At 38.3% G+C, this 20,050-nt stretch carries 19 protein-coding genes; 4 read left to right on the top strand and 15 right to left on the bottom strand.

Annotated features, from left to right (window positions below):
• Window positions 1–18: 18 nt before the first annotated feature.
• From pyrH to TH67_RS08030, 8 genes are all read right to left on the bottom strand, one after another.
• Window positions 19–735 (bottom strand): UMP kinase, encoded by a 717-nt coding sequence (pyrH, locus tag TH67_RS08065; protein ID WP_054196984.1) that lies wholly within the window; start codon window positions 733–735, stop codon window positions 19–21.
• A 73-nt stretch (window positions 736–808) separates the two neighbouring features.
• Window positions 809–2,026 carry a murein hydrolase activator EnvC family protein gene (locus tag TH67_RS08060; protein WP_072595131.1) on the bottom strand — a complete coding sequence of 406 codons (1,218 nt, stop codon included), beginning with the start codon at window positions 2,024–2,026 and terminating at the stop codon, window positions 809–811.
• A complete protein-coding gene (locus tag TH67_RS08055; RefSeq protein WP_072595130.1) occupies window positions 2,023–2,838 on the bottom strand; it encodes an FtsX-like permease family protein in 816 nt (271 codons plus the stop codon). The genes TH67_RS08060 and TH67_RS08055 overlap by 4 nt, the downstream gene beginning before the upstream one ends.
• Window positions 2,825–3,496, bottom strand: a complete 672-nt coding sequence (locus TH67_RS08050; RefSeq protein WP_004317228.1) for a cell division ATP-binding protein FtsE — start codon at window positions 3,494–3,496, stop codon at window positions 2,825–2,827. Before TH67_RS08050 ends, TH67_RS08055 begins: the two co-directional genes overlap by 14 nt.
• Window positions 3,480–4,667 (bottom strand): tRNA (guanosine(46)-N7)-methyltransferase TrmB, encoded by a 1,188-nt coding sequence (gene trmB / locus TH67_RS08045; RefSeq protein ID WP_072595129.1) that lies wholly within the window; start codon window positions 4,665–4,667, stop codon window positions 3,480–3,482. Before trmB ends, TH67_RS08050 begins: the two co-directional genes overlap by 17 nt.
• Window positions 4,667–5,080 (bottom strand): hypothetical protein, encoded by a 414-nt coding sequence (locus TH67_RS08040; protein WP_072595128.1) that lies wholly within the window; start codon window positions 5,078–5,080, stop codon window positions 4,667–4,669. The genes trmB and TH67_RS08040 overlap by 1 nt, the downstream gene beginning before the upstream one ends.
• A gap of 118 nt (window positions 5,081–5,198) precedes the next feature.
• The gene (locus TH67_RS08035; RefSeq protein WP_180371747.1) at window positions 5,199–5,873 is read right to left on the bottom strand and encodes a fibronectin type III domain-containing protein; all 675 of its coding nucleotides are present in this window, start codon (window positions 5,871–5,873) and stop codon (window positions 5,199–5,201) included.
• The gene (locus TH67_RS08030) at window positions 5,806–6,777 is read right to left on the bottom strand and encodes an RluA family pseudouridine synthase (RefSeq protein WP_021084167.1); all 972 of its coding nucleotides are present in this window, start codon (window positions 6,775–6,777) and stop codon (window positions 5,806–5,808) included. The genes TH67_RS08035 and TH67_RS08030 overlap by 68 nt, the downstream gene beginning before the upstream one ends.
• A gap of 52 nt (window positions 6,778–6,829) precedes the next feature.
• Here TH67_RS08030 and TH67_RS08025 point away from each other — a divergent pair, with 52 nt between their 5' ends.
• Entirely contained in the window at window positions 6,830–7,936 is a 1,107-nt protein-coding gene (locus TH67_RS08025) for an FtsW/RodA/SpoVE family cell cycle protein (RefSeq protein ID WP_072595127.1), read from the top strand.
• A 37-nt stretch (window positions 7,937–7,973) separates the two neighbouring features.
• On the opposite strand, the gene TH67_RS08020 is transcribed toward TH67_RS08025, so the two are convergent.
• From TH67_RS08020 to TH67_RS08005, 4 genes are all read right to left on the bottom strand, one after another.
• Entirely contained in the window at window positions 7,974–9,251 is a 1,278-nt protein-coding gene (locus tag TH67_RS08020; protein ID WP_072595126.1) for an aminotransferase class V-fold PLP-dependent enzyme, read from the bottom strand.
• 70 nt (window positions 9,252–9,321) lie between these two features.
• The gene (thiE, locus tag TH67_RS08015) at window positions 9,322–9,927 is read right to left on the bottom strand and encodes a thiamine phosphate synthase (protein WP_072595125.1); all 606 of its coding nucleotides are present in this window, start codon (window positions 9,925–9,927) and stop codon (window positions 9,322–9,324) included.
• Window positions 9,920–10,666, bottom strand: coding sequence for a hydroxymethylpyrimidine/phosphomethylpyrimidine kinase (locus TH67_RS08010; protein WP_072595124.1), 747 nt, complete (start codon window positions 10,664–10,666; stop codon window positions 9,920–9,922). The genes thiE and TH67_RS08010 overlap by 8 nt, the downstream gene beginning before the upstream one ends.
• Window positions 10,663–11,994, bottom strand: a complete 1,332-nt coding sequence (locus TH67_RS08005; RefSeq protein ID WP_072595123.1) for an aminotransferase class V-fold PLP-dependent enzyme — start codon at window positions 11,992–11,994, stop codon at window positions 10,663–10,665. Before TH67_RS08005 ends, TH67_RS08010 begins: the two co-directional genes overlap by 4 nt.
• Before the next feature lie 110 nt (window positions 11,995–12,104).
• Between TH67_RS08005 and TH67_RS08000 the strand changes: the two genes are divergently transcribed.
• The 3 genes from TH67_RS08000 to TH67_RS07990 are packed head-to-tail and all read left to right on the top strand — an operon-like array spanning window position 12,105 to window position 14,586.
• Complete coding sequence (locus tag TH67_RS08000; protein WP_072595122.1) at window positions 12,105–12,941, top strand: DUF234 domain-containing protein; 837 nt, start codon at window positions 12,105–12,107, stop codon at window positions 12,939–12,941.
• On the top strand, window positions 12,938–13,921 hold the full coding sequence (locus TH67_RS07995; protein WP_072595121.1) for a sensor histidine kinase: 984 nt from the start codon (window positions 12,938–12,940) through the stop codon (window positions 13,919–13,921). Before TH67_RS08000 ends, TH67_RS07995 begins: the two co-directional genes overlap by 4 nt.
• 2 nt (window positions 13,922–13,923) lie before the next feature.
• Window positions 13,924–14,586, top strand: coding sequence for a cysteine hydrolase family protein (locus TH67_RS07990; protein ID WP_072595120.1), 663 nt, complete (start codon window positions 13,924–13,926; stop codon window positions 14,584–14,586).
• Here TH67_RS07990 and TH67_RS07985 read toward each other — a convergent pair.
• The 3 genes from TH67_RS07985 to TH67_RS07970 form a co-directional block, all read right to left on the bottom strand.
• Window positions 14,583–15,272: a DUF6882 domain-containing protein gene (locus tag TH67_RS07985; protein ID WP_072595119.1), complete on the bottom strand. Its 690-nt coding sequence runs from the start codon at window positions 15,270–15,272 to the stop codon at window positions 14,583–14,585. The genes TH67_RS07990 and TH67_RS07985 overlap by 4 nt on opposite strands.
• Window positions 15,272–18,889, bottom strand: coding sequence for a DNA polymerase III subunit alpha (gene dnaE / locus TH67_RS07980; protein ID WP_072595118.1), 3,618 nt, complete (start codon window positions 18,887–18,889; stop codon window positions 15,272–15,274). The genes TH67_RS07985 and dnaE overlap by 1 nt, the downstream gene beginning before the upstream one ends.
• Window positions 18,890–19,191: 302 nt before the next feature.
• Window positions 19,192–20,043 (bottom strand): universal stress protein, encoded by an 852-nt coding sequence (locus TH67_RS07970; protein ID WP_021091781.1) that lies wholly within the window; start codon window positions 20,041–20,043, stop codon window positions 19,192–19,194.
• Between the last annotated feature and the right edge of the window lie 7 nt (window positions 20,044–20,050).

The raw sequence follows: 20,050 nt of genomic DNA, 5'->3' as shown, positions 1-20,050 counted from the left end.
ATTTATCCTTTTTAAAATTTATTTTACTACTGAATATAGGGCTGCTTCTTCTTCATTTATTATTTTTAATAAATTTCCAGCCTTAAACATATTACAAACCAAAATCGGCAGTGAGTTATCTTTTGCTAAAGCTATGGCAGTATCGTCCATAACCTTGATATCATCGCTCATTGCCTTTTCGTAGTTTAGTGATTTTAAAAGTTTTGCATCTTTGAATTTTTTAGGGTCTTTATCATAAACACCATCAACCTTTGTAGCTTTTATGATCATATCTGAGCCGATTTCAATAGCTCTTAGAGTTGCAGCTGTATCGGTTGTAAAGAAAGGATTGCCGGTACCTGCAGCAAATATAACAACTCTGCCTTTTTCTAAATGACGCTGAGCACGTCCAACGATGAAAGTCTCACAGATCGCCTCCATCTTGATCGCGCTTTGCACTCTTACTTCAAGCCCGCTTCGCTCTAAAGCTTCACGCATCGCGATCGAATTTATAACAGTTGCTAGCATGCCCATGTGATCGCCGCTTGTTCGTTTGATGATGCCATCTTTTGCAGCACTCACACCACGTATAATGTTGCCGCCACCTATCACGATGCCAACCTCGATACCATTTTCGACAAGCTCTTTTATCTCATTTGCTATAAATTTAAGCACCGCCGTATCTATGCCAAAACCATTCTCTCCCGCTAAAGCTTCGCCTGAAAATTTAACCAATACGCGTTTTCTTTTACTCATTGTCTTGCTCCTTAAAATTCACGCATTCTAGCCAAAAAGGCTTTAAATTTAGTTAATAGTACTTGCAAAGCGGCTATTTTGAGATCATCTCAAGTGGATCGATGTGGTAGTTTCTTTGCGTCACTTCAAAGGTTAGATCGTTTCTAACTCGGCCTATAACGTAGCCTTTTTGCACGACTGAGCCTACCTTAACCGTCGGTGCGATCTGACTTAGGTGAGCGTAGATCGTGTGGATGCCATTTTCGTTTTCTATAATGACTACATTTTCAAGCATCGGAGTTACTTTTGCAAAGACCACTTTGCCATTTAGCACGCTTTTGACCTTGGCATCTGGCGTGGTTGAGCGAAGTGTGACTGACTCGTTAAAAATTTTGATGTTATATATTGGATCTACATAGTTACCAAATTTTTGCTTTACAGTGTAGCTATCAAGAGGAGCGATTGTCTTTGCACCTGAATATTTTTTGACTGAGCTTGTCTGATAGCCTCCACTCATTGGCTGGCTTTTTTCGCCTTTTTTACCACTCTTACTGGCTACTTTTTCTTGTTTTTCTCTAGCAGCACGTGCGGCTTCATCTTCTTGTTTTTGCATGATAGCAAGCTGCTCTAGCGTCTTTCTTAGCTCATCTTGTTGGGCTTGAAGCTTGGCTAGCTTTTTGCTGTAAATTTCTTTATCACGCTTTAGTCCGTTTATAGTATTTTTTTGCGTACTTTCTAAATTTTGCAAGTCACTTTGCTTGCGTCTATAGTTTTTGATGCTTGAGTTTATCTCGCTTATTTTGTTTGATTTATTTTTTATCTTCTCGATCGTATCTTCATAGTTCTGGCTAAGTCTTTTAAAATCCTCTTTTGTGATGGTATTTAGCTTGGTTAAAATTTGAGACGAAATGATGCTCTCCTCGCTTTGCTTGCCCTCAGTTGCAGACATCAAAAGATCAAACGAAAGATCTTCTGCGATGATCCTTATCATATTTTGCTCCAGCTCTTTTTGTGTGCGTTCTAGCTCTTTGTTTTGTTTCGTTAGATCATCAAGTTCAATAAGTGCCTTTGAAGCATTTGTTTCAAGGACTGAAATTTGACCCTTTAAATTTGTGATATCGCCACTTATGCCACGAAGTTTTTTCTCGCCATTTACGATATCACCAGCCAAATCATCTAGCTTTTTACTAAGCTGCTCACTCATCGCCTGACTCGATCTTAGCGAGTTTTTGGAGTCTTTGATCTTCTCTTTGGTGTTTGACGCAAAGGCTAAGCTAAAAGCTAGCAAAAATGTAAAAATTCCTTTTCTCATATCGTGCTTTTTCTAGCCTTGCTCATCACCAAACTAACAGCAAAAATGCTTAAAAACATAGCTACGCCAAATAAAATAAAAATATCCCTTGAAGGATCAAGGCTAGGCAAAACTACATCAATACTTGCGGCATTTTCTCTAAAAATTTCAATACTAGGCAAGAAAAAGAAAAATGCACCGACTGCAGTAGTAGCAACTAGGCTATCGACCATGGCTGATTTATAGAGCATGGCTGATTTTAGCCAAAAAGGTGCTCCAAAAAGCGTCATAATCTCAATGCGCTCCCTATGCTCAAACAGCCAAATTTTAGCCTGCTTTAGCATAAGCATAAGCCCAACCACACAAAGTATCGCCATAAAAGCATACGATATGCTTTTTGCTAAATTTAGCATTTTAAAAACTTTGTCATGAGTCTTTGAAAATGTCTCAACCTTTGTGATTCCATCAAATTTTAAAAGTTTTTGCTTTAGCTCATCCATGTACTGCGGTGTCGGAAATTCGCTAAGTTTTAGTGAGTAAAATTTAGGTAGCGCATTTTGTAGTATGGACAAATTTTTAGCCGAGATGTCATTTGAGAGGCGGTCGATTATTTTTTGCGGACTTAGTGGCTCAAGACTAGCTAGATTGCTAACCACCGGCTTTAAAATAGCATCACTAAACTCTTTACTTGAAACTATGACGATGTTGTAGTCATTTCCCATGAGTCTTTCATAATCTCTCACAACCTTATCAGCAGTTAGGCTAAACTGCACGGAAAACAAAAGAGCGATCAGCGGCAGGATGAATCCAAGATGATTCTTAAGCGATCTCATGCACGCCTCCATTTTCTATGACGAAGTGGCGGTATGGGATACGAAGCGTTGATGGGATATGATGCGTCACCACAACCACACTCGTGCCTAAAAATTCCCTAGCTGATTTTAGAAGTGACCAGATGACGTCGCTTGAGTATTCGTCTAAATTTCCCGTTGGCTCGTCGCATAAGAGCAAATTTGGATTGTGTGCGAGTGCTCTTGCCATGGCAACTCTTTGCTGCTCACCACCGCTTAGCTCACGAGGGTATTTATCGGCTTTGTGAAGCATATTTACATGTTTTAAAAGTTTAGCCACCTGCTTTTTGCTCACATTTTGATTGACGCCTTTGATGATGAGTGGCAGCATGACGTTTTTTTCGACATTCCATTCATTTATCAAGCGATAGTTTTGAAATATAATGCCAACTCGCTGCCTAAGTTCGCAAAGTCTTTTGTCATCGATATCGTCCATTTGCGTCATGCAGACATTTAGCTCGCCAGCTAGAGGCGAAATTTCTCCGTAAAATGACTTTAAAAGCGTGCTTTTTCCGCTTCCACTCTTGCCTGTGATAAAGACAAAGTCATTTGCGTAGATGTCTAAATTTACGCTATTGATCACAACCTCGTTGCGCTCATAAGCTAGGCTTAAATTTCTTGCGCTAATTATCTCTTGCATCAGCCAAATACTCCTTCAAAAGCTCGTGTGCTGCTAAATTTTCACGTATTAAGATCGGTTTTTTTATAAAATATTCGCTTTTCTCATCGCTTATTTTGATGAAACATTGCTCTGGTTTGTTAAACGCTCCAAAGGCGACTTTTAACAAAATTTCACCCTCATTTATGGTGTAAATTTCTTCAAAATGTAAAAAATGATCCTCTTTTTTTATGATGAAATTTTTGAAATTTTTAATGATATTTTTTACGCTTGTCTTTTCTTTAAAGCTAAAATCCCCAGTCAAAACGCTCTCGCCACTTTCAACCTCACAAGTATAAATAACGTCGTAAATGTCCTTATCTTGGCGTCTCCAGCGGTCTTCATACTTGCTAGTTACTTCTAAATTTCTATTTTTAAAAGCCTCTATCTTTGAGTTTGCGGGCTCTAAAAATTTACTCAAACTAAAGTCGCAATACTCCTTGCTATCAGTCCGTAGCTCAAATTTACCACCAACTTTTAGTATCCTCTCGCACTCAAGCGCAAACGCCGATGAGACCACGCGTCTATGCTCAGCCTTGTCCCACGGCACTGGAAAGTGCAAAAACACTCTATCAACTAAATTTGATCCAACTAGCGAGAGTAAAAGTCTTGCGTCGGTATTTATTAGACGCACGTTTTCTAGGGCATTTGCCCTGGCTAGCTTTGCTACTTGCTCGATGCTTGGCTTATAGACCTCTATGCCGATAACTAGGGCATTTGGGTTGTTTTTAGCCTGATAGAGCAAGTGCCTGCCAGAGCCAAAGCCGATCTCGATAAAAATCTCTTTAAATTTATCTTTTAGCTCGCAAAAAGCTGACACAAACTCTTCAAGGCTTAAAATTTCACTCACTTTTTTGGTCAAATTTGTCTTTTTCACAGCAAATGCTTGGCTGATGATGCCATTGCAACTTTGCTCCTTAAAAAGCTCAAGTGACTCTTGTAAAAGTCCAACTTTAGCAGGCTTTGTAAGCTTTTCACCCTTTACGACGACGCCATTTTTGCCTGGTTTTACGACTAGGAAAAAGCCTTCATCTTCATTTTTTGTGTAGATGAGCCTCTCGTTTCGGCCATTTGCCTGCCAAAGAAATTTGATCTTGTCGTTACCAAATGGAAATGAGAGCTCTTTTAAGGACGAAGCGATGAAATTTGGCATTATTTTGTGCTAACTTCTGCTTTTGATGACTTATCAGAGGCGATGCCGTACTCATCGACTGCTACGACGCTATAAGAGTAGCTAGCTCCTTTTTGGACGCTGTCATCTCTAAGCCCAGTATCACTTATACCGCTAAAAACTTTCTCGCTAGCACCGCTTCTATAAACTGTATATGAGCTAGCTCTATCAACTGCACTCCAGCTTACATTTACGCCGCTACCATCGTAGCTAGCGCTTATGCTTGGAGTTTTTGGTGCGCCAAGCGTACTACCAACGATCGGCTCTTCTTGCTTTAAGCTCTCAAGACCGTCTTTATCGACAGCTGTGACCCTATAATACCTTGTCGCTGCGTTTGTATTTATGAGATCCTCATAGGTGTTGCTAGTCGTTTTTGCTAGGTATGTGTAAGGCAAAATTTTACTTGTCGTTCTATAAACCTTAAAATAAGCAAAATCCTCAGCCGGCGCGTAATCCCACGTTAAGATGATCTTTTTTGGCGCGTTTTTAGTCGCTTGGACGTTCGTTACTGATTTAGGGTAACTCCTTTGTTGTGGCGCTTATATTTTGGCTTGGTTTTGAGATGACGCCAGAAGAAGTTTTAACTAAGATCCTATACTCATAAGATCTGCCAGGTTTTACCTCAGTGTCGATATACTCGGCATTTAGTCTGCCATTTACCTCTGCTACTTGGCTAAATTTATTAGCTCCTGCATCGCTTCTTTGGATGATGTAGCTTGCTACTGTGCTATCAGGATGTGGTCTCCAGATCACTTTTACGCGGCCTGGAAGCCCTGTGATAGCTTGCGCAAATGGCACAGAGTCAAGTAGTGGCTTAGTTGTCGCAGTTGCGATTGCACCTGGTTGAGAGATGGCGTTGTTTGAGTAGGTTCTCATCTGATATGAGTAAGTGGTCTCTGGAGCTAGGTCGCGATCCACGTAGTGCGTAGCAAAGCGGTCTTTTATGTTTGCAACTAGTTGCATTTTTGAGTTTGCATCGTTTGGATTTGAGCGGTAAAGGTAGTAGCCAACGACGCTCTCGTCGCTCACTGGGTTCCACTCGAAGCCAACTTCTGTCATGTCTGAAATAGTTTTTAAGCTTGTAATCGTTGGTAGTGACGTGCTTTGCTGAGTCGGTACGCTAGAGCCGCATCCCGCTAAGAAAGCTACTAAAAATGGTGTCAATATGCGTAGGGCAAATTTTTTCATCAAAAATCTCCTTGGGAATTTTTTTGTAAATTATTTGGTTAAAGTCATCATACGTTTTTGCGGTAAATTCTACCCTTTTGCCAGTTCGCGGATGGATAAAATAGAGCATATAAGCGTGAAGCATAACTCTGCTTATTTTATCGCCTTGGCTCTTAAATCCGTATAAATCATCGCCTAAAATGTGGCGATTTATGCTGGCAAGATGCACTCTTATCTGGTGCGTCCTGCCTGTAAAAAGCTTTGCTGCTATCAAATTTACTCCGCCTTCACTTAGCAAATTTACAAAGGCACTTTTTGCAAATTTAGCGTCTGCAACGATCGCTTTTTTTAGGCGGTTGTTTGGATTTCTGCCGATTGGCTTGTCGATGATGACGTCCTCTTTTAGCGGTAGGTCAGTCAGCGCTAGATAAATTCGTCCCATGCTCTTATCGCTTAGCTGCTCGCTTAGTTTTGCGTGGGCGAAGTTGTTTTTAGCAACGACGATAGCGCCGCTCGTGCCCTTATCTAGGCGGTGGACGATGCCAGCTCTTACGTCACCGTTTAAATTTGAAAGCATAAAGCCCTTTTTATTTAGCCACTCAACAAGTGTCGCCTCTTTGACGCTTGGGGCTTGGTGAACGACGATTTGCGGGGGCTTGTTTAGCACTATGAGATCGTCGTCCTCGTAGATGATCGGGATGTCAAAATTTACTTCGTATTCGTTTTGCACCTCTTTTTTTGGGGCAAAATTTACGCAAATTTCATCGTTTTCGCTCAGTAAAAAGCTTGGTTTTGAGACTGGTTTTAAATTTACGCTTACAAGGGAGTCTTTTATCAAATTTAAAGCTTGATTACGTGAAATTTGAAGCTCTTTGGCCACTGCAACGTCGAGTCTTGAGCTATTTAAAACATTAAATTTAACCAAAATCAAAGCCTTGTTTGTGATATAATCTAGCCCAAAAATTAAGGTTTGCTTCTTGATAAAACTAGATCGGCGTATTTTAACACATTTTGATTTTATTCAGCCGTTTTTGATCATCCCAATCATAGCCATCTCATACATCCTAGTCTCCGAAGCAAACGACATTTTGGCAAACAAACAGCTTGTATATTTTGGCATCGGATTTGTCTCATTTTGCATCGCATTTTTGCTGCCTATTAGACGCATAGACTGGATCATCCCGATGTTTTACTGGGTCTGCATCGTGCTGCTTTTAAGCGTTGATATCTTTGGCGTTAGCAAGCTAGGAGCTAGGCGCTGGCTTGAAATTCCCTTCGTTCACTTCACGCTTCAGCCCTCAGAGCTCATGAAGCCAGCCTTTTTGCTGATGCTAGCCTATCTAGTTAAGCAGCGCCCGCCAGAGGTCGATGGGTATGGGCTAAAAGACTTTTTAAGGCTTAGTTTTTACATACTTTTGCCATTTGCGCTCATCATGAAAGAGCCTGATCTTGGCACCGCACTCATACTTTTGATAGTTGGCTACACCATCCTTTTTGTCATCGGCGTAAATAAGAAAATTTGGATCACTATTATCCTTGCGATAGGCTTTTCGGCGCCAGTTTTATATGAAAATTTACATGACTATCAAAAAAAGAGGATTCACGATTTTATCGCTGAAGAGCCAAGCTATCACGTCAAACAAAGTATCATCGCCATAGGTAGTGGTGGGTTAAAAGGCAAGCCAAAGGACGAAGCGACGCAGACGCACTTTAAATTTTTACCAATCGCCACTAGTGACTTCATCTTTGCCTACAACATCGAGCGTTTTGGCTTTTATGGTGGATTGTTTCTGCTTGGGCTTTATGGGGCGCTTATAACACATCTTTTAAGTTTAAATTACGGCCTAAAAAACGACTATTTTACACAAGTTACCACTACGGGGATTGCTGCACTTATTTTCGTTTATGTTGGTGTAAATGTCTCGATGACGATCGGTTTTGCACCAGTTGTGGGCGTACCACTGCCATTTTTTAGTTACGGCGGAAGCAGCTTTGTTACATTTATGGTGCTTTTTGGAATTTTGCAAAATTTGCTAACTTTTAGATTTGATAGAACTTATAGCTTTATAAAAATTCACTTCTAAAATTTTCTCCACAAATATCAAGCATACAGTTTTTGCTCTATCCTTCTTTGTGCTTTTTGATGCAAGATTTTATGGCATTTATAAGATATTTTATATCCTCTTTTGTATGCGTATAGTGAATGCTAACACGTACCCAGCCAGGTTTTGCTTCAAAAACGGTATTATCTTTTAAATTAAGCAGATCATGTCCATACGGCCCAGCGCAATCACAGCCTGCACGTGTTTGTATACCAAAATCACTACTTAAACTAGCAGCAAAATCATAAGGAGAAACACCTTTTACATTAAATGCAAAAATAGGCAATCTGTCTAAATTTTCAGGACAATAATTTATCACCTCATCTATCTTTTCTAGCTCTTTACAAAACATCTCGCCCAGCTCACATTCAGCCACTTTTATATTATTAAGTCCGATTTCATTTCTTAGCTTGTAGGCTAAATTTGCACGCATTAGCTGCATTATCGGTGGCGTGCCACCCTCTTCTAAATTTTCAACTTCATTAGTAAAAACATGTGATGTCCTGCTTACGTACTTGACTGTGCCTCCAGCTGCAAATGTAGGCAAATTTTTACAAAGCTCTTTTTTGATAGCCAAAAGCCCACAACTCCCAACTCCGCCAAGTAGCTTGTGAGGCGAGAGAAACAGTGCGTCAAAATATCTGCAATCAACATTTTCATAAGCACTAAGAGTGGCCACGTCAAGTGCTAAAATACCATCATATTTTTTAATCAGCGAGTAAATTTTTTTATAATTAGTTTTAACGCCAGTGACGTTTGAGGCGGCACTAAAACTAGCTATTATCTTTCTTTTTGCATTTTGCTTTAATGCATTCTCAAGCATCGCATAATCTATCTCATTATTTTCATCAAGCTCTATACGTTTTATATCACAAAGCCCTTCTCTTAAGCTAACTTCAACGGAGTGATGCTCATAAGGGCCAATGATCGCTAGTGGCAAGTTTAATTTTCTTAAATTTGCTTCGCCTATCAAAGCTCTTGTAGCTGGTGAGATATAAATTCCCATTATCTCCTGAAATTTCTTTATCGCAGCCGTTGCTCCTTGACCAGTCGCAATAAGATAAAAACTATCGTCAAGGCCTAATAAGCTTTTTAACTCAGCTCTTGCATTTTCATAGCATTTTTGCGTTAGCACAGCGCTTGAACTACTATCTGAGTGAGTGTTTGCGTAGGTTTTTAAAAATTTTAAAATTTCATCTTCAATGGGTTTGTAAGCAAGACCTGAAGCCGTGTAGTCAAAATAGTAAAGGCCTTCTTCTAAAATGATATTTTTTCTTACTTCATCAATATTTAGCAATGTTTTCCTTTTATTTAAAGCAGGGATTATAATTAAATTTTCATAAAAAATCTTGCAAAACAAGCATCTTTTACAGCAATAAATTTCTTTGTAAATTTTCTATATTTTTCTTTATCGTGCCATCTTTATAGATAGCGGATATTAAGGCGATCATGTCTGGCTTTACTCTAGCGACACTTGCAATGTTACTAGAGTTTATGCCACCTATGACACACACATTCATTCCCATTTCTTTTGCTTGTGATATGGTTTGGGCCTTGCAAAGTGGCGCATTTGGTTTTGTTGGGCTTTTAAACATCGCTCCAAAAGCCACATAGCTAGCACCATTTTGTTTTGCCCTAATGGCAAGCTCCAAGCTATCATAGCAGCTAATTCCCACGTAAGCATCATCTCCTAAAATTTCAAACGCCTCTTTTATGCTCGCATCATCTTTTCCCAAATGCACGGACTTTGCTCCTATATGAGCAGCAAATAAAATATCATCATTTACGATAAATCTGGCTCCAAATTTTTCGCATAGGTTGAAAATTTCACCAGCTAGCCTCTCATCTTTGGGTATTTTTTTAGAGCGAAATTGAAAAAATTTCACCCCACACTCTAAAATTTCTTTAGTATATTGCAAGGCTAAATTTTCAGGCATCAACACATCGTCGCTAATCGCATAAATTTCAATCACTTATGCCAACTTTATGATTTAGTAGACGTTTGCCAAATTTTGTCGTAATTGCATTTTTAATAGCATTTAAAATATATTTTTTGGCTAGTTTTATGGCCTCTTCTTTGGTGTGTCCATTAGCCAGCAAGCATGCTAGCGCACTTGCAAAGCTACATCCAGCCCCGTGCATGATCTCTGGTTTTATTAGTGGCTCTTTAAATTTAAGCACGTCACCATTTTTTTTAAAAAGAGTATCTTCGCAAATTTCTGCAACCATGCTTCGCTTTAAGATCATATCGCAAGGTAAATTTTTACTATCAAGCTCCAAAACTTTGGCTTCATCGATATTTGGCGTGATAATGTCTGCAAATTTAAAAAGCTCTTTTAAGCTTGCTATCGCATCATCCTCAAGAAGCTTTGAGCCTGATTTTGCTACGCAAACTGGGTCTATTACTATTTTAATGCCTTGCTTATGAAATTTTTCAAGCCAAGAACCAACGCAAGATATAAGCTCTTTATTAAAAAGCATACCAACCTTTATGGCATCTATGTTTAGCTCTTCGTCTACCATTTTGATCTGTTCATTTAGATTTGTAGCATTTGTAGCAAAGATATTGTTAACACCATTTGTATTTTGTGCCGTAAGAGCCGTGATAGCTGTCGCTGCGTAGCAAGAAAATGCCTCACATGTCTTAATATCAGCTTGTGCACCAGCTCCACCAACACTATCACTTCCTGCAATGATTAATATATTTTTCATCTATCTCCCATACAACCTGAAATTTTATCAACACTAAAAGGATCATCGACCTTCCAACTACTTGAATACTTCTTAATGCTATTTTTTAATGCATCTACTAAATAATCCGCGTCTTGTAGCGTATGCGTATAGTGGAGTCCAGCCCTTACCCAGCCTGGCTTATGGGTAAATAGTGCATCTTCTTTTAAATGAAGCAAATCATGTCCATATGGCCCAGCACAAGAACATCCTGCACGCGTTTGAATGCCATATTCTTTGCTTAAAACTTTGGCTAGTTCATAAGGCGAAACGCCAGTCACGTTAAAAGCAAATATCGGCAAACGCTTTATGTTATTTGGATGATAGCACGTAAGCTCAGGAATTTCTGCTAGCTTTTTTTCCAAATACTCTCCAAGCTCGCTCTCGTTTTCATATATTGCCTCAAATCCTATCTCATTTCTTAGCCTATAAGCCAAATTTGCCCTTATAAGTCCTAAAATAGGCGGGGTGCCAGCCTCTTCTAGCTGTTCACTATCTTTTACAAATATAGCGTAGTTTTTGCTGACATAACTTACCGTTCCACCGCCAGCAAATGTCGGCTCATCTGAGTTTGCAAGTATCTTTTTTATAGCAAGAAGCCCACAACTTCCAACTCCACCAAGCAATTTATGTGGCGATAAAAAAAGAGCATCAAAATAGTCACAATCAATATTTCCATAAGCGCTAAAACTTGCAGCATCAAATGCTACAATGCCGCCATAAGATTTTATAAGAGTGTAAATTTTGCGGTAGTCGCTCAAAACCCCAGTCACATTTGAAGCCACACTAAAAGTTGCAATGATCTCACGACCGACATTTATCCTTAAAATTTGCTCCAAATGATTAAAGTCAATCCCTCCATTTTTATCAAGCCTGATACGCTCAACCTCACAAAGTGCTTGCCTAAAGCTTATCTCATTTGAATGATGCTCATAAGGGCCAAGTACTACGAGCGGAGAATTTTCATCTGCTTTTAATGAATATCTTTTTTTTAATACTGGCGGTGCATAAATTCCTAAAATTTCTTGAAATTTCTTTATCGCACCGGTAGCTCCATTGCCACAAGTAAAAAGATAAAAACTATCATCAAGTCCTAGTAAGCTTTTTAATTCACGTCTTGAATCTTCATAAGTTTGAGCGGTTTTATAGGCGTTTGATGAGCTGATAGAGTGCGTATTTGCGTATGTTTGGAGTATTTTTGCTATCTCATCTTCAATAGGTTTATAAGCTAGCCCTGAAGCTGTAAAGTCAAAATAATAAATGCCATTTTTTAAAATTATATTTTCTCTAATATGCTCTAAATTTACCAAATCACAACCCTTGTTTTTTGCGTAGTATTATAGATTACTTTAGCTAAAATATACTACAATGCCCAAATAAAGGAGCCGATATAAAAGCTTTAAAATCAACATTTGAGCGAATGAAACACCTTGACATAAATGAACTTATTAAATTTCATCTCGTCTTTGATGAGTTTGATTTAAAGCACTCATATTATGATGTTTTTGAAGCAATCGAGGCTGAAATTTTAAACAACTTCTTAGCCTTGATGCCAAAATTTTACTTCGAGTCCGATACAAATAATGCTATAAAATCTGCCCTCATAAAACTCGCACGAAGCGATAGAAAAAAATTTAGCGTACATAAAATTTTACCTCAAAGCCTAGCTAGCAAAGTCTATGCAAAGCTTTTTGAAAAGAATTTTTTACTGCTTGAAAAAAGTAGGGAAGTACTTCCAAAAAGATCAAAAAACCAAATGCTAAAAAAAGAAGAAAGGGGCTATAAAGTTGAGGATAAAATACATTTTAATAGCCATTTTTCAAGGTTTTGGTTTAGATTTATAGAGCCAAATTTAAGCTTACTAAAAGCTGGTAAAAATGATGAAATTTTAGCCATTATAAAAAAGGAATTTGACGAATATGCAAGCCTTGGATTTGAAATTTTATGCGGTGAACTCATGGCAAAAAAATTTCTGATTAATGGTATATTTTTAAGTAGCTTTTGGAGCAGGAATATAGAGCTTGATATGCTATTAAATATAGGCGGCAAGATCATAGTCGGAGAGGCAAAATACAAAGAGAGAAAGGTTTGCAAAAACGTGCTAAATTTACTATTAAAAAAATGTGAAAAACTAAACATTAGGCCAGATATTATTGCTCTTTTTTCAAAGAGTGGATTTAGTAGCGAGCTAAGAAATCTAAAGGATGAAAGGCTAAGGCTTTATGAAATTAGCGATTTTGAGGAACTTTTAAAATGAACGAACACGATATCCAAGCTGGCTTAAAAAGCCTAATAGAGCAGACTTATCTGATAGAAAACGAATATAAAAATTTAACATCATCTTACGCAAACTTGCAAAATTTCATTAAAGATATTGTGGAAATTCTACCAAATGCTATCTGGGTGTTAGATGAAAATGATGAGATTTTTTTACAAAACTCAGAAGCAGTAAGACTTGGTAAAATTTTTAAAGAGATACCAAAAAAAGAGGGCGAGATAAATGTAGATGGGCAAATTTATCTTTTTAAAACAAGCTCTAAAGACAATAAACTAATAATCTCTGCAACAAACATAACAGTAGAAAAACGCACCGAGCGTCTTGCCTCTATGGGCCAAGTAGCAGCTCACCTAGCCCACGAGATCAGAAATCCGGTAGGCTCTATCTCGCTTTTAGCTTCAACTCTACTTAAAAGAGCTGATGAGCGCACAAAGCCTATCGTAAATCAAATACAAAAAGCTACATGGCGAGTCGAACGTATAATCAAAGCCACACTACTTTTTACAAAAGGTCTTAATATAAATGCACAAATTTTTGACTTTTCGCAGCTTAAAAAAGAGTGTGAAGAGGCTATAAATTTTTACGACTATTCAAAGGATATTAAATTTAGCCTAGAATTTCCAGATGGCAAATATACGGGCGATCTTGATCTACTAGCCATCGTCTTTCAAAATATTTTATTTAACGCCATTGATGCCATCGAAGAGAGCGATGATGATGAAGGAGAGATCATTTTAAGCTATGAAAAAACACCACAAGAACATAAATTTATTGTCTATGATAGTGGTGAGCCCATCAAAGATCAGGCTATAGTTTTTGAGCCATTTAAAAGTAGCAAGCTAAAAGGCAATGGCCTTGGTTTGCACCTTTGTTTACAGATAGTGCAGGCTCACAAAGGCAGCATCGAGATCACACTAAATCCAAAAACATTTTGCATAAATTTACCAATAAAGGAGTAAGAATGAACATACAAAACGAACTTGAGACATTTAAAAATTCTCTTCAAACGCTCGATTTGAGAGAAATTTCAAACGATGGAGCAAAAAACGTTGCATTTATCTGTATCGATATGATAGAGGCTTTTGCTGGTAGTGGTGCGCTCGCTAGTCAAAGAGTAGCTGCCTTATCAAAAGGGATCGCAACACTTTTTGATAGAGCGTGGAAAGATTTTGGCTTTAGAAATTTTATCCTTATAGAAGATAGACACACCAGTGATTCGAAAGAATTTGAGACATTTTTACCTCACGCTATGCTTGATACAAATGAGATAAAAACCATAAAAGAGATAGAAAATCTAAGCTTTTTTAAAGAGATCAGAGCATTTTATAAAAACTCTTTAAGTATTGCTTTTAATAAAGAATTTGAAAAATTTTTAGAAGAGCGTCCGGAGCTAGACACCTTTATAGTCACTGGAGATTGCACTGATATGTGCGTTTATCAGTGCGTTAGTTATCTTAAACTACGAGCTAATGAATACAATAAAAAATCAAGAGTTATCGTGCCGTTTGATCTTACGCAAACGTACGATATACCAGGACATAATGGCGATTTTTACCACGAGATGTTTTCTCTTCATATGAAGCTAGCACTTGGCGCTGATGTGGTAAAGAGTATTAAATTTTAAAGCTTGCTTGAAATATTTATGAGCCTATTTAGCTCGTCAAATTTAAAGCTAAGCTCATTTTTATCCGATACGATTTCATTAGGGCTTTCGCTAAATTTCATATCACAGCTTAGCAAAAGTCCTTTTATAAAGATTTTGTGATCTAGCTCGTAGCTGCTTATACACTCATTTACTACGCCTAAAATCTCATTTGCTAGCACTGGCTCTTCAAAGACCACATCTGATCTAAAAGCCACATACGCCGCTCCTCCCTCGTACTCTATCCTATAATAATTTTGTTCATCAAAAGCGGTGCAAAGAACCATACTAATCGTGTGACCATTAAAATTTTCATCTAGCTCAAATTGTGGCATACCAAATGCGCTAAGTCCAAATTTCTCACCAAACTCGCGTGCTTTATTTGCAAGCTCGAGCAACCGCTCATCAAAGCCATTTATATTTTCATAACCCCAAAGCCACGTATTTGACGAGAAGCTTTCAGAGCCGATAAACTGCATATCAAACTCATGCTCATCAAAGTAAATTTTACCGCTATCAAAATCGACCTGCCAGTTGCTACCTTCAACAAGTAGCTTAAATGCACGTTTTTGAAGTAATGTCGCTTTGCCAATACATGCGCTAAAAAGCTCGCTCCAGTTACTTTTATCTATGCCAAGCTTATCTAAAAACATCGCTTCTTTAGGCATTAGCAAGCTATTGCTTGAAGTGCTTTTTCTTTAAAGCTGTCATTTACAACAAATTTTGTCTTATAGACAAAAATTTGAGCCGTATTTTCATTTTTTATCTTAATAACAAGACGTTTATCGTTGTTTGTGCCACTTTTTATATGTTCGTTATAGCCAAGATTATAAAGGCTAGTTATCTTATCTTTGCTAAGCTCACTAAGGCATAAAAGCACCTCTAGCTCGGCATACTCTCTTACTTTTTGAGGGGCGCTCGTCTCTTCATTTTTAGAAAATTTAGAGTTTTGTTTTAGTTTTCTTGTTTTAAAGTCTAAATTTTGCGCATCTTCTAGGCTATAAAACTCGTTTAAATTTGTCCTTACAAATTGATCATCTTTTGTGATATTTATCCTAAAAGCATAAGGCAAGTCGCGTTTTGCTTCATCTTTTACTATATCTTCGATATTTCCAAGCTCTCTTTCAAAAACTGCGATCTCGATATTTCCGTGAAAATCAAGCACGTTTATAGTGCCCATTTTCTTGCCACTTTTGGTTATCCTTGTGCTAAAGTCTTCGATCTTGCCAACAACTAAAATTTCTGCACTTTGTGGCAAGCTCTCAAATTCTGAGCTTAGAGTATATTTTATCTTGTTGATCTCGTCTTTATAATCATCAAGCGGGTGGCCTGAGAGGTAGATACCAACACTCTCTTGCTCAAATTTTAAAATTTGCTTGATGTCAAATTCGTCATTTATAGCGACAAAATTTATCTTCACATCGTTCATGCTATCATCTTCGCCAAACAAGCTCTCAGCAGCATTTTTACGGATCTGAGCAGCACTCTTGCAAGCTTCTATGATATTTTCTACATTTTGCATAAGCATCTTACGACTAAAGCCAAACTCATCAAAGCAACCAGCTTTTATGAGGCTTTCAAAGACCTTTTTATTGACCTTAAATGGATCGATCCTTGAGACAAAGTCGTCCATACTCTTAAACTCACCATTTGCTTCACGCTCAGTGATAATGTTTTCAATAGCCGCTCCACCAACACCTTTAATCGCACCAAGCCCAAAGATAATACCGTCATGATCGCCATTTTTAACAACGCTAAATTCTTTAGTTGATTTATTTATAGATGGTGGCAAAGTGTCTATATTTATACGTTTTATCTCATCGATATAGCGAACGATCTTATCGACGTTGCTCTCCTCGCTTGTTAAAAGTGCCGCCATAAATTCAGCCGGATAGTAAGCCTTAAGATAAGCAGTTTGAAAGGTAACATAAGCGTAAGCTGCGGAGTGAGATTTATTAAAGCCATATCCTGCAAATTTTACAATTAGCTCGAAAAGATCGTCTGCTTTTTGTCCATTTAGCCCTTTTGCCTCAGCGCCTTTTACAAACTCACCCTTTAGTCTGTCCATCTCTTCTTTAATCTTTTTACCCATCGCACGGCGTACAAGATCCGCCCCGCCAAGGCTAAAGCCACCTATGGCTTGAACGATTTGCATAACCTGCTCTTGATAAACGATTACGCCGTATGTTGGCGCAAGGATTGGCTCAAGCTCTTTAAATGAGTAGGTTATCTCCGCCTCACCATGTTTTCTTTTGACAAAATCATCAAGCATACCACTTTCCATCGGTCCTGGGCGGTAGAGCGCTAGCATCGCGACGATATCCTCAAAGCAGTCTGGACGTAAGCTAGTTCCTAGCTTTCTCATACCTTCACCCTCGATTTGGAAAATTCCTATCGCTTGGCCACTTTGTATCATTTTATAAACATTAGAATCGTTTTTATCGATCTGCTCCCAAATGATATCCTTACCGGTTCGTTGTTTAACGAGTTTTATGGCATTATCGATAACCGTTAGTGTTTTTAGTCCAAGAAAGTCGAATTTAATTAAATCAACATCCTCAAGATACTTAAGGCTATACTGCGTAACATAGCGATCTTCTGGGCTGTTTGGCTGACGAAATAGCGGAGTTTTATTCCACAGCTCCTCGTTTGAGATAACGACACCTGCTGCGTGCTGACCGGCGTTTCTATTTAGCCCCTCAAGATCAAGTGCAAATTTCCAAATTTTAGCTGCCTTTGGATTTTGGCTGATAAGCTCAGCTATCTTTGGCTCTTTTTCATAAGCATCTTTTAGTGTAATGCCTAGTTCATCAGGTATTAGCTTTGCCATCGCATCGGCTTCAGCATAAGGCATATCACAAACTCTAGCAACGTCTCTAATGACACCTTTTGCGAGCAATTTACCAAATGTAATAACGCCAGCAACGTTAAATTTTCCATATTTTTGCGTAACATAGTCAATTATCTCGCCACGCCTACTTTGACAAAAGTCCACGTCGATATCTGGCATACTAACACGCTCTGGGTTTAGAAATCTCTCAAAAAGTAGGTTGTATGGGATCGGATCAAGGTCAGTGATCTTTAGCGAGTAAGCGACCAAGCTACCAGCCGCAGAACCACGTCCTGGACCAACTGGTACACCTCTACTTTTGGCCTCATTTATGAAGTCCCAAACGATCATCATATAGCCTGGGAAATTCATTTTATTAATTATACCAATCTCTATCTCAAGGCGCTTTTTGTATTCATCATGTAAATTTTCAGGGACAAATTTTAGCCTCTCTTCAAGACCTTTTCTACATTCATACTCAAAAAAAACAGCATCATTTTTAAAACTATATCTATTTTCAGGCTCTGGAAGTGTTAAATTTCTCTCTTTAGCATATTCAAGAGTAAATTTAAAATTTGGAGGAGTTGGGTTGCCAAGCTTGATCTCAAGATTGCACTTATTCACGATCTCTTGGGTATTTTCTATCACTTCAGGGATATCTAAAAATAGCTCACTCATCTGCTCTTTGCTTTTTACAAAAAACTCATGAACGCTGTGGCGAAGTCGGTTTGGATCATCTAAAGTTTTGTTCATCGCGATACACATAAAAACCTCATGCGCGTCAGCTCGCTCTTTAAAAGTGTAGTGAGTATCGTTTGTAGCGATAACCTTTATGCCAGTCTCTTTTGCGATACGTAAAATATCATCATCAATGCGTTTTTGATCGCCGATGCCGTGACGCATGATCTCAAGGTAAAAGTCATCTCCAAAAATTTCTTTATACTCAAGCGCGACCTCTTTTGCTCTCTCGTAGCCCTTTGCGCCAAATTTGACGTTACGATCACTTAAATTTAGATGCCAGCTCACCTCACCCTGCAAGCAAGCAGAGCTACAAACCAAGCCCTCGCTGTGCTCTTTTAAAATTTTCTTATTTATACGAGGATAGTAGTAAAAGCCCTCGATGTAGCTCATGGAACTAAGATACATTAAATTTTTATAGCCAGTCTCGTTTTTGGCGATTAGTATAAGGTGAAAGCGCTGTTTAGTACTCTTGTCATCAAGCTGCTCGCCATTATGCACATAAGCTTCGATGCCAATTAGTGGTTTTATCCCCTCTTTTTTCATCGCCTTGTAAAAATCTATCGCTCCAAACATATTGCCGTGATCAGTAATCGCCGCTGCTATGTCGCCTCTATCATGAAGCACGTGAGCTAGCTCTTTTATCTTGTTCGCTCCGTCAAGCAGGGAGTATTCAGTGTGTAAATGCAGGTGTGTAAAGCTAGAATTTTCACTCATTTTTTATCCTTTTTTAATGAGTGGATTTTACAAAATTTTGGCTAATAAGGTGCTTGATGAAAACTTAATGGGAGCTTTAAAATTTATAGAATTTGTAGTTTGTGGCTAAGAACGAAGCGCGCTGCCATCTGACGCACTATATGCTATTAAGGTCTTGTAAATTTTAAACGAGTAATTTCAGATCTAAAATTTGAGCTAAGCGGTCAGTGAAGCCAAAATTTAGTAGTCAATTCTTGTGAGTGAATGGAATTTTAAAATCTATAAAGTGAAAAGAATTAGATCGCGGACTAAGCCGCAATCCATTATAGATAAACTGGGATATTTGTGTGTTCTAAGAAAAATCTTGAAGTGCCACCAAGCACCATTTCCATAAGACCATTTTCACCATATCTGCTAGCAACGATTAGATCAGCATTTCTATCAATAGCTGCTTTTAAAAGCGCTTCACCAGGTATCATCGTGGTAGCGATCACTTCAAAAGTGGCTGATATGCCATGAATTTTGAAGTACTCTTCAAGCTTTTTAAGATTTAGTTCAGCATTATCGCCAAGACTTGCTTTTGAGGTAATGCACTGAACCTTTTTTGCCTTTTTTAAAAGATCAATCGAGCCTGTTAATGCCCTTGAGCTTTGCGTCGTACCAGTCCAGCTAACAAGGATATTATCAGCTTTAAACTCACGCATTTTTCTAGGGATTACAATCGCATTTTTACCACTTTTTAAAACAGCTGACTCAAATGTGCCAGTGATTTTTCCATCAAGCGGCACAGCAGCCACCACTAGATCGCAAAATTTACTCTCTTGCTCCACTATCGCACTTCTTTTGCCACTGTGAATAGTAAAATTTGCGGTGCAAACATCTTCAATGATTTCACTAGTTACTTTTATGCCAAGCTCAGCACAAATTTTATTGAAAATTTTCTCATTCTCTTCATGCTCGACAGCTAGTTCAGATTTAGCTGATTTTAGAAATTCTTCAAAAAGCACTCCTCCACGAAGCGTCATTTTCATATTATAAACTACGCTTGGGTCAAGCTGACAAGTCATAATTTCCATATGTGTGTTAAACCACTGAGCAACCTTTAGGGCACCATAAATTCTTGGCTCGATATCGTCTCCAGCTCCTATTGGAAAAAGCAACTTTTTGTATTTCATCATCTGT

Source organism: Campylobacter concisus (assembly GCF_001891085.1).
In the GTDB taxonomy this organism is placed as follows: domain Bacteria; phylum Campylobacterota; class Campylobacteria; order Campylobacterales; family Campylobacteraceae; genus Campylobacter_A; species Campylobacter_A concisus_O.
This window is presented reverse-complemented; position numbering and strand designations above follow the sequence as displayed.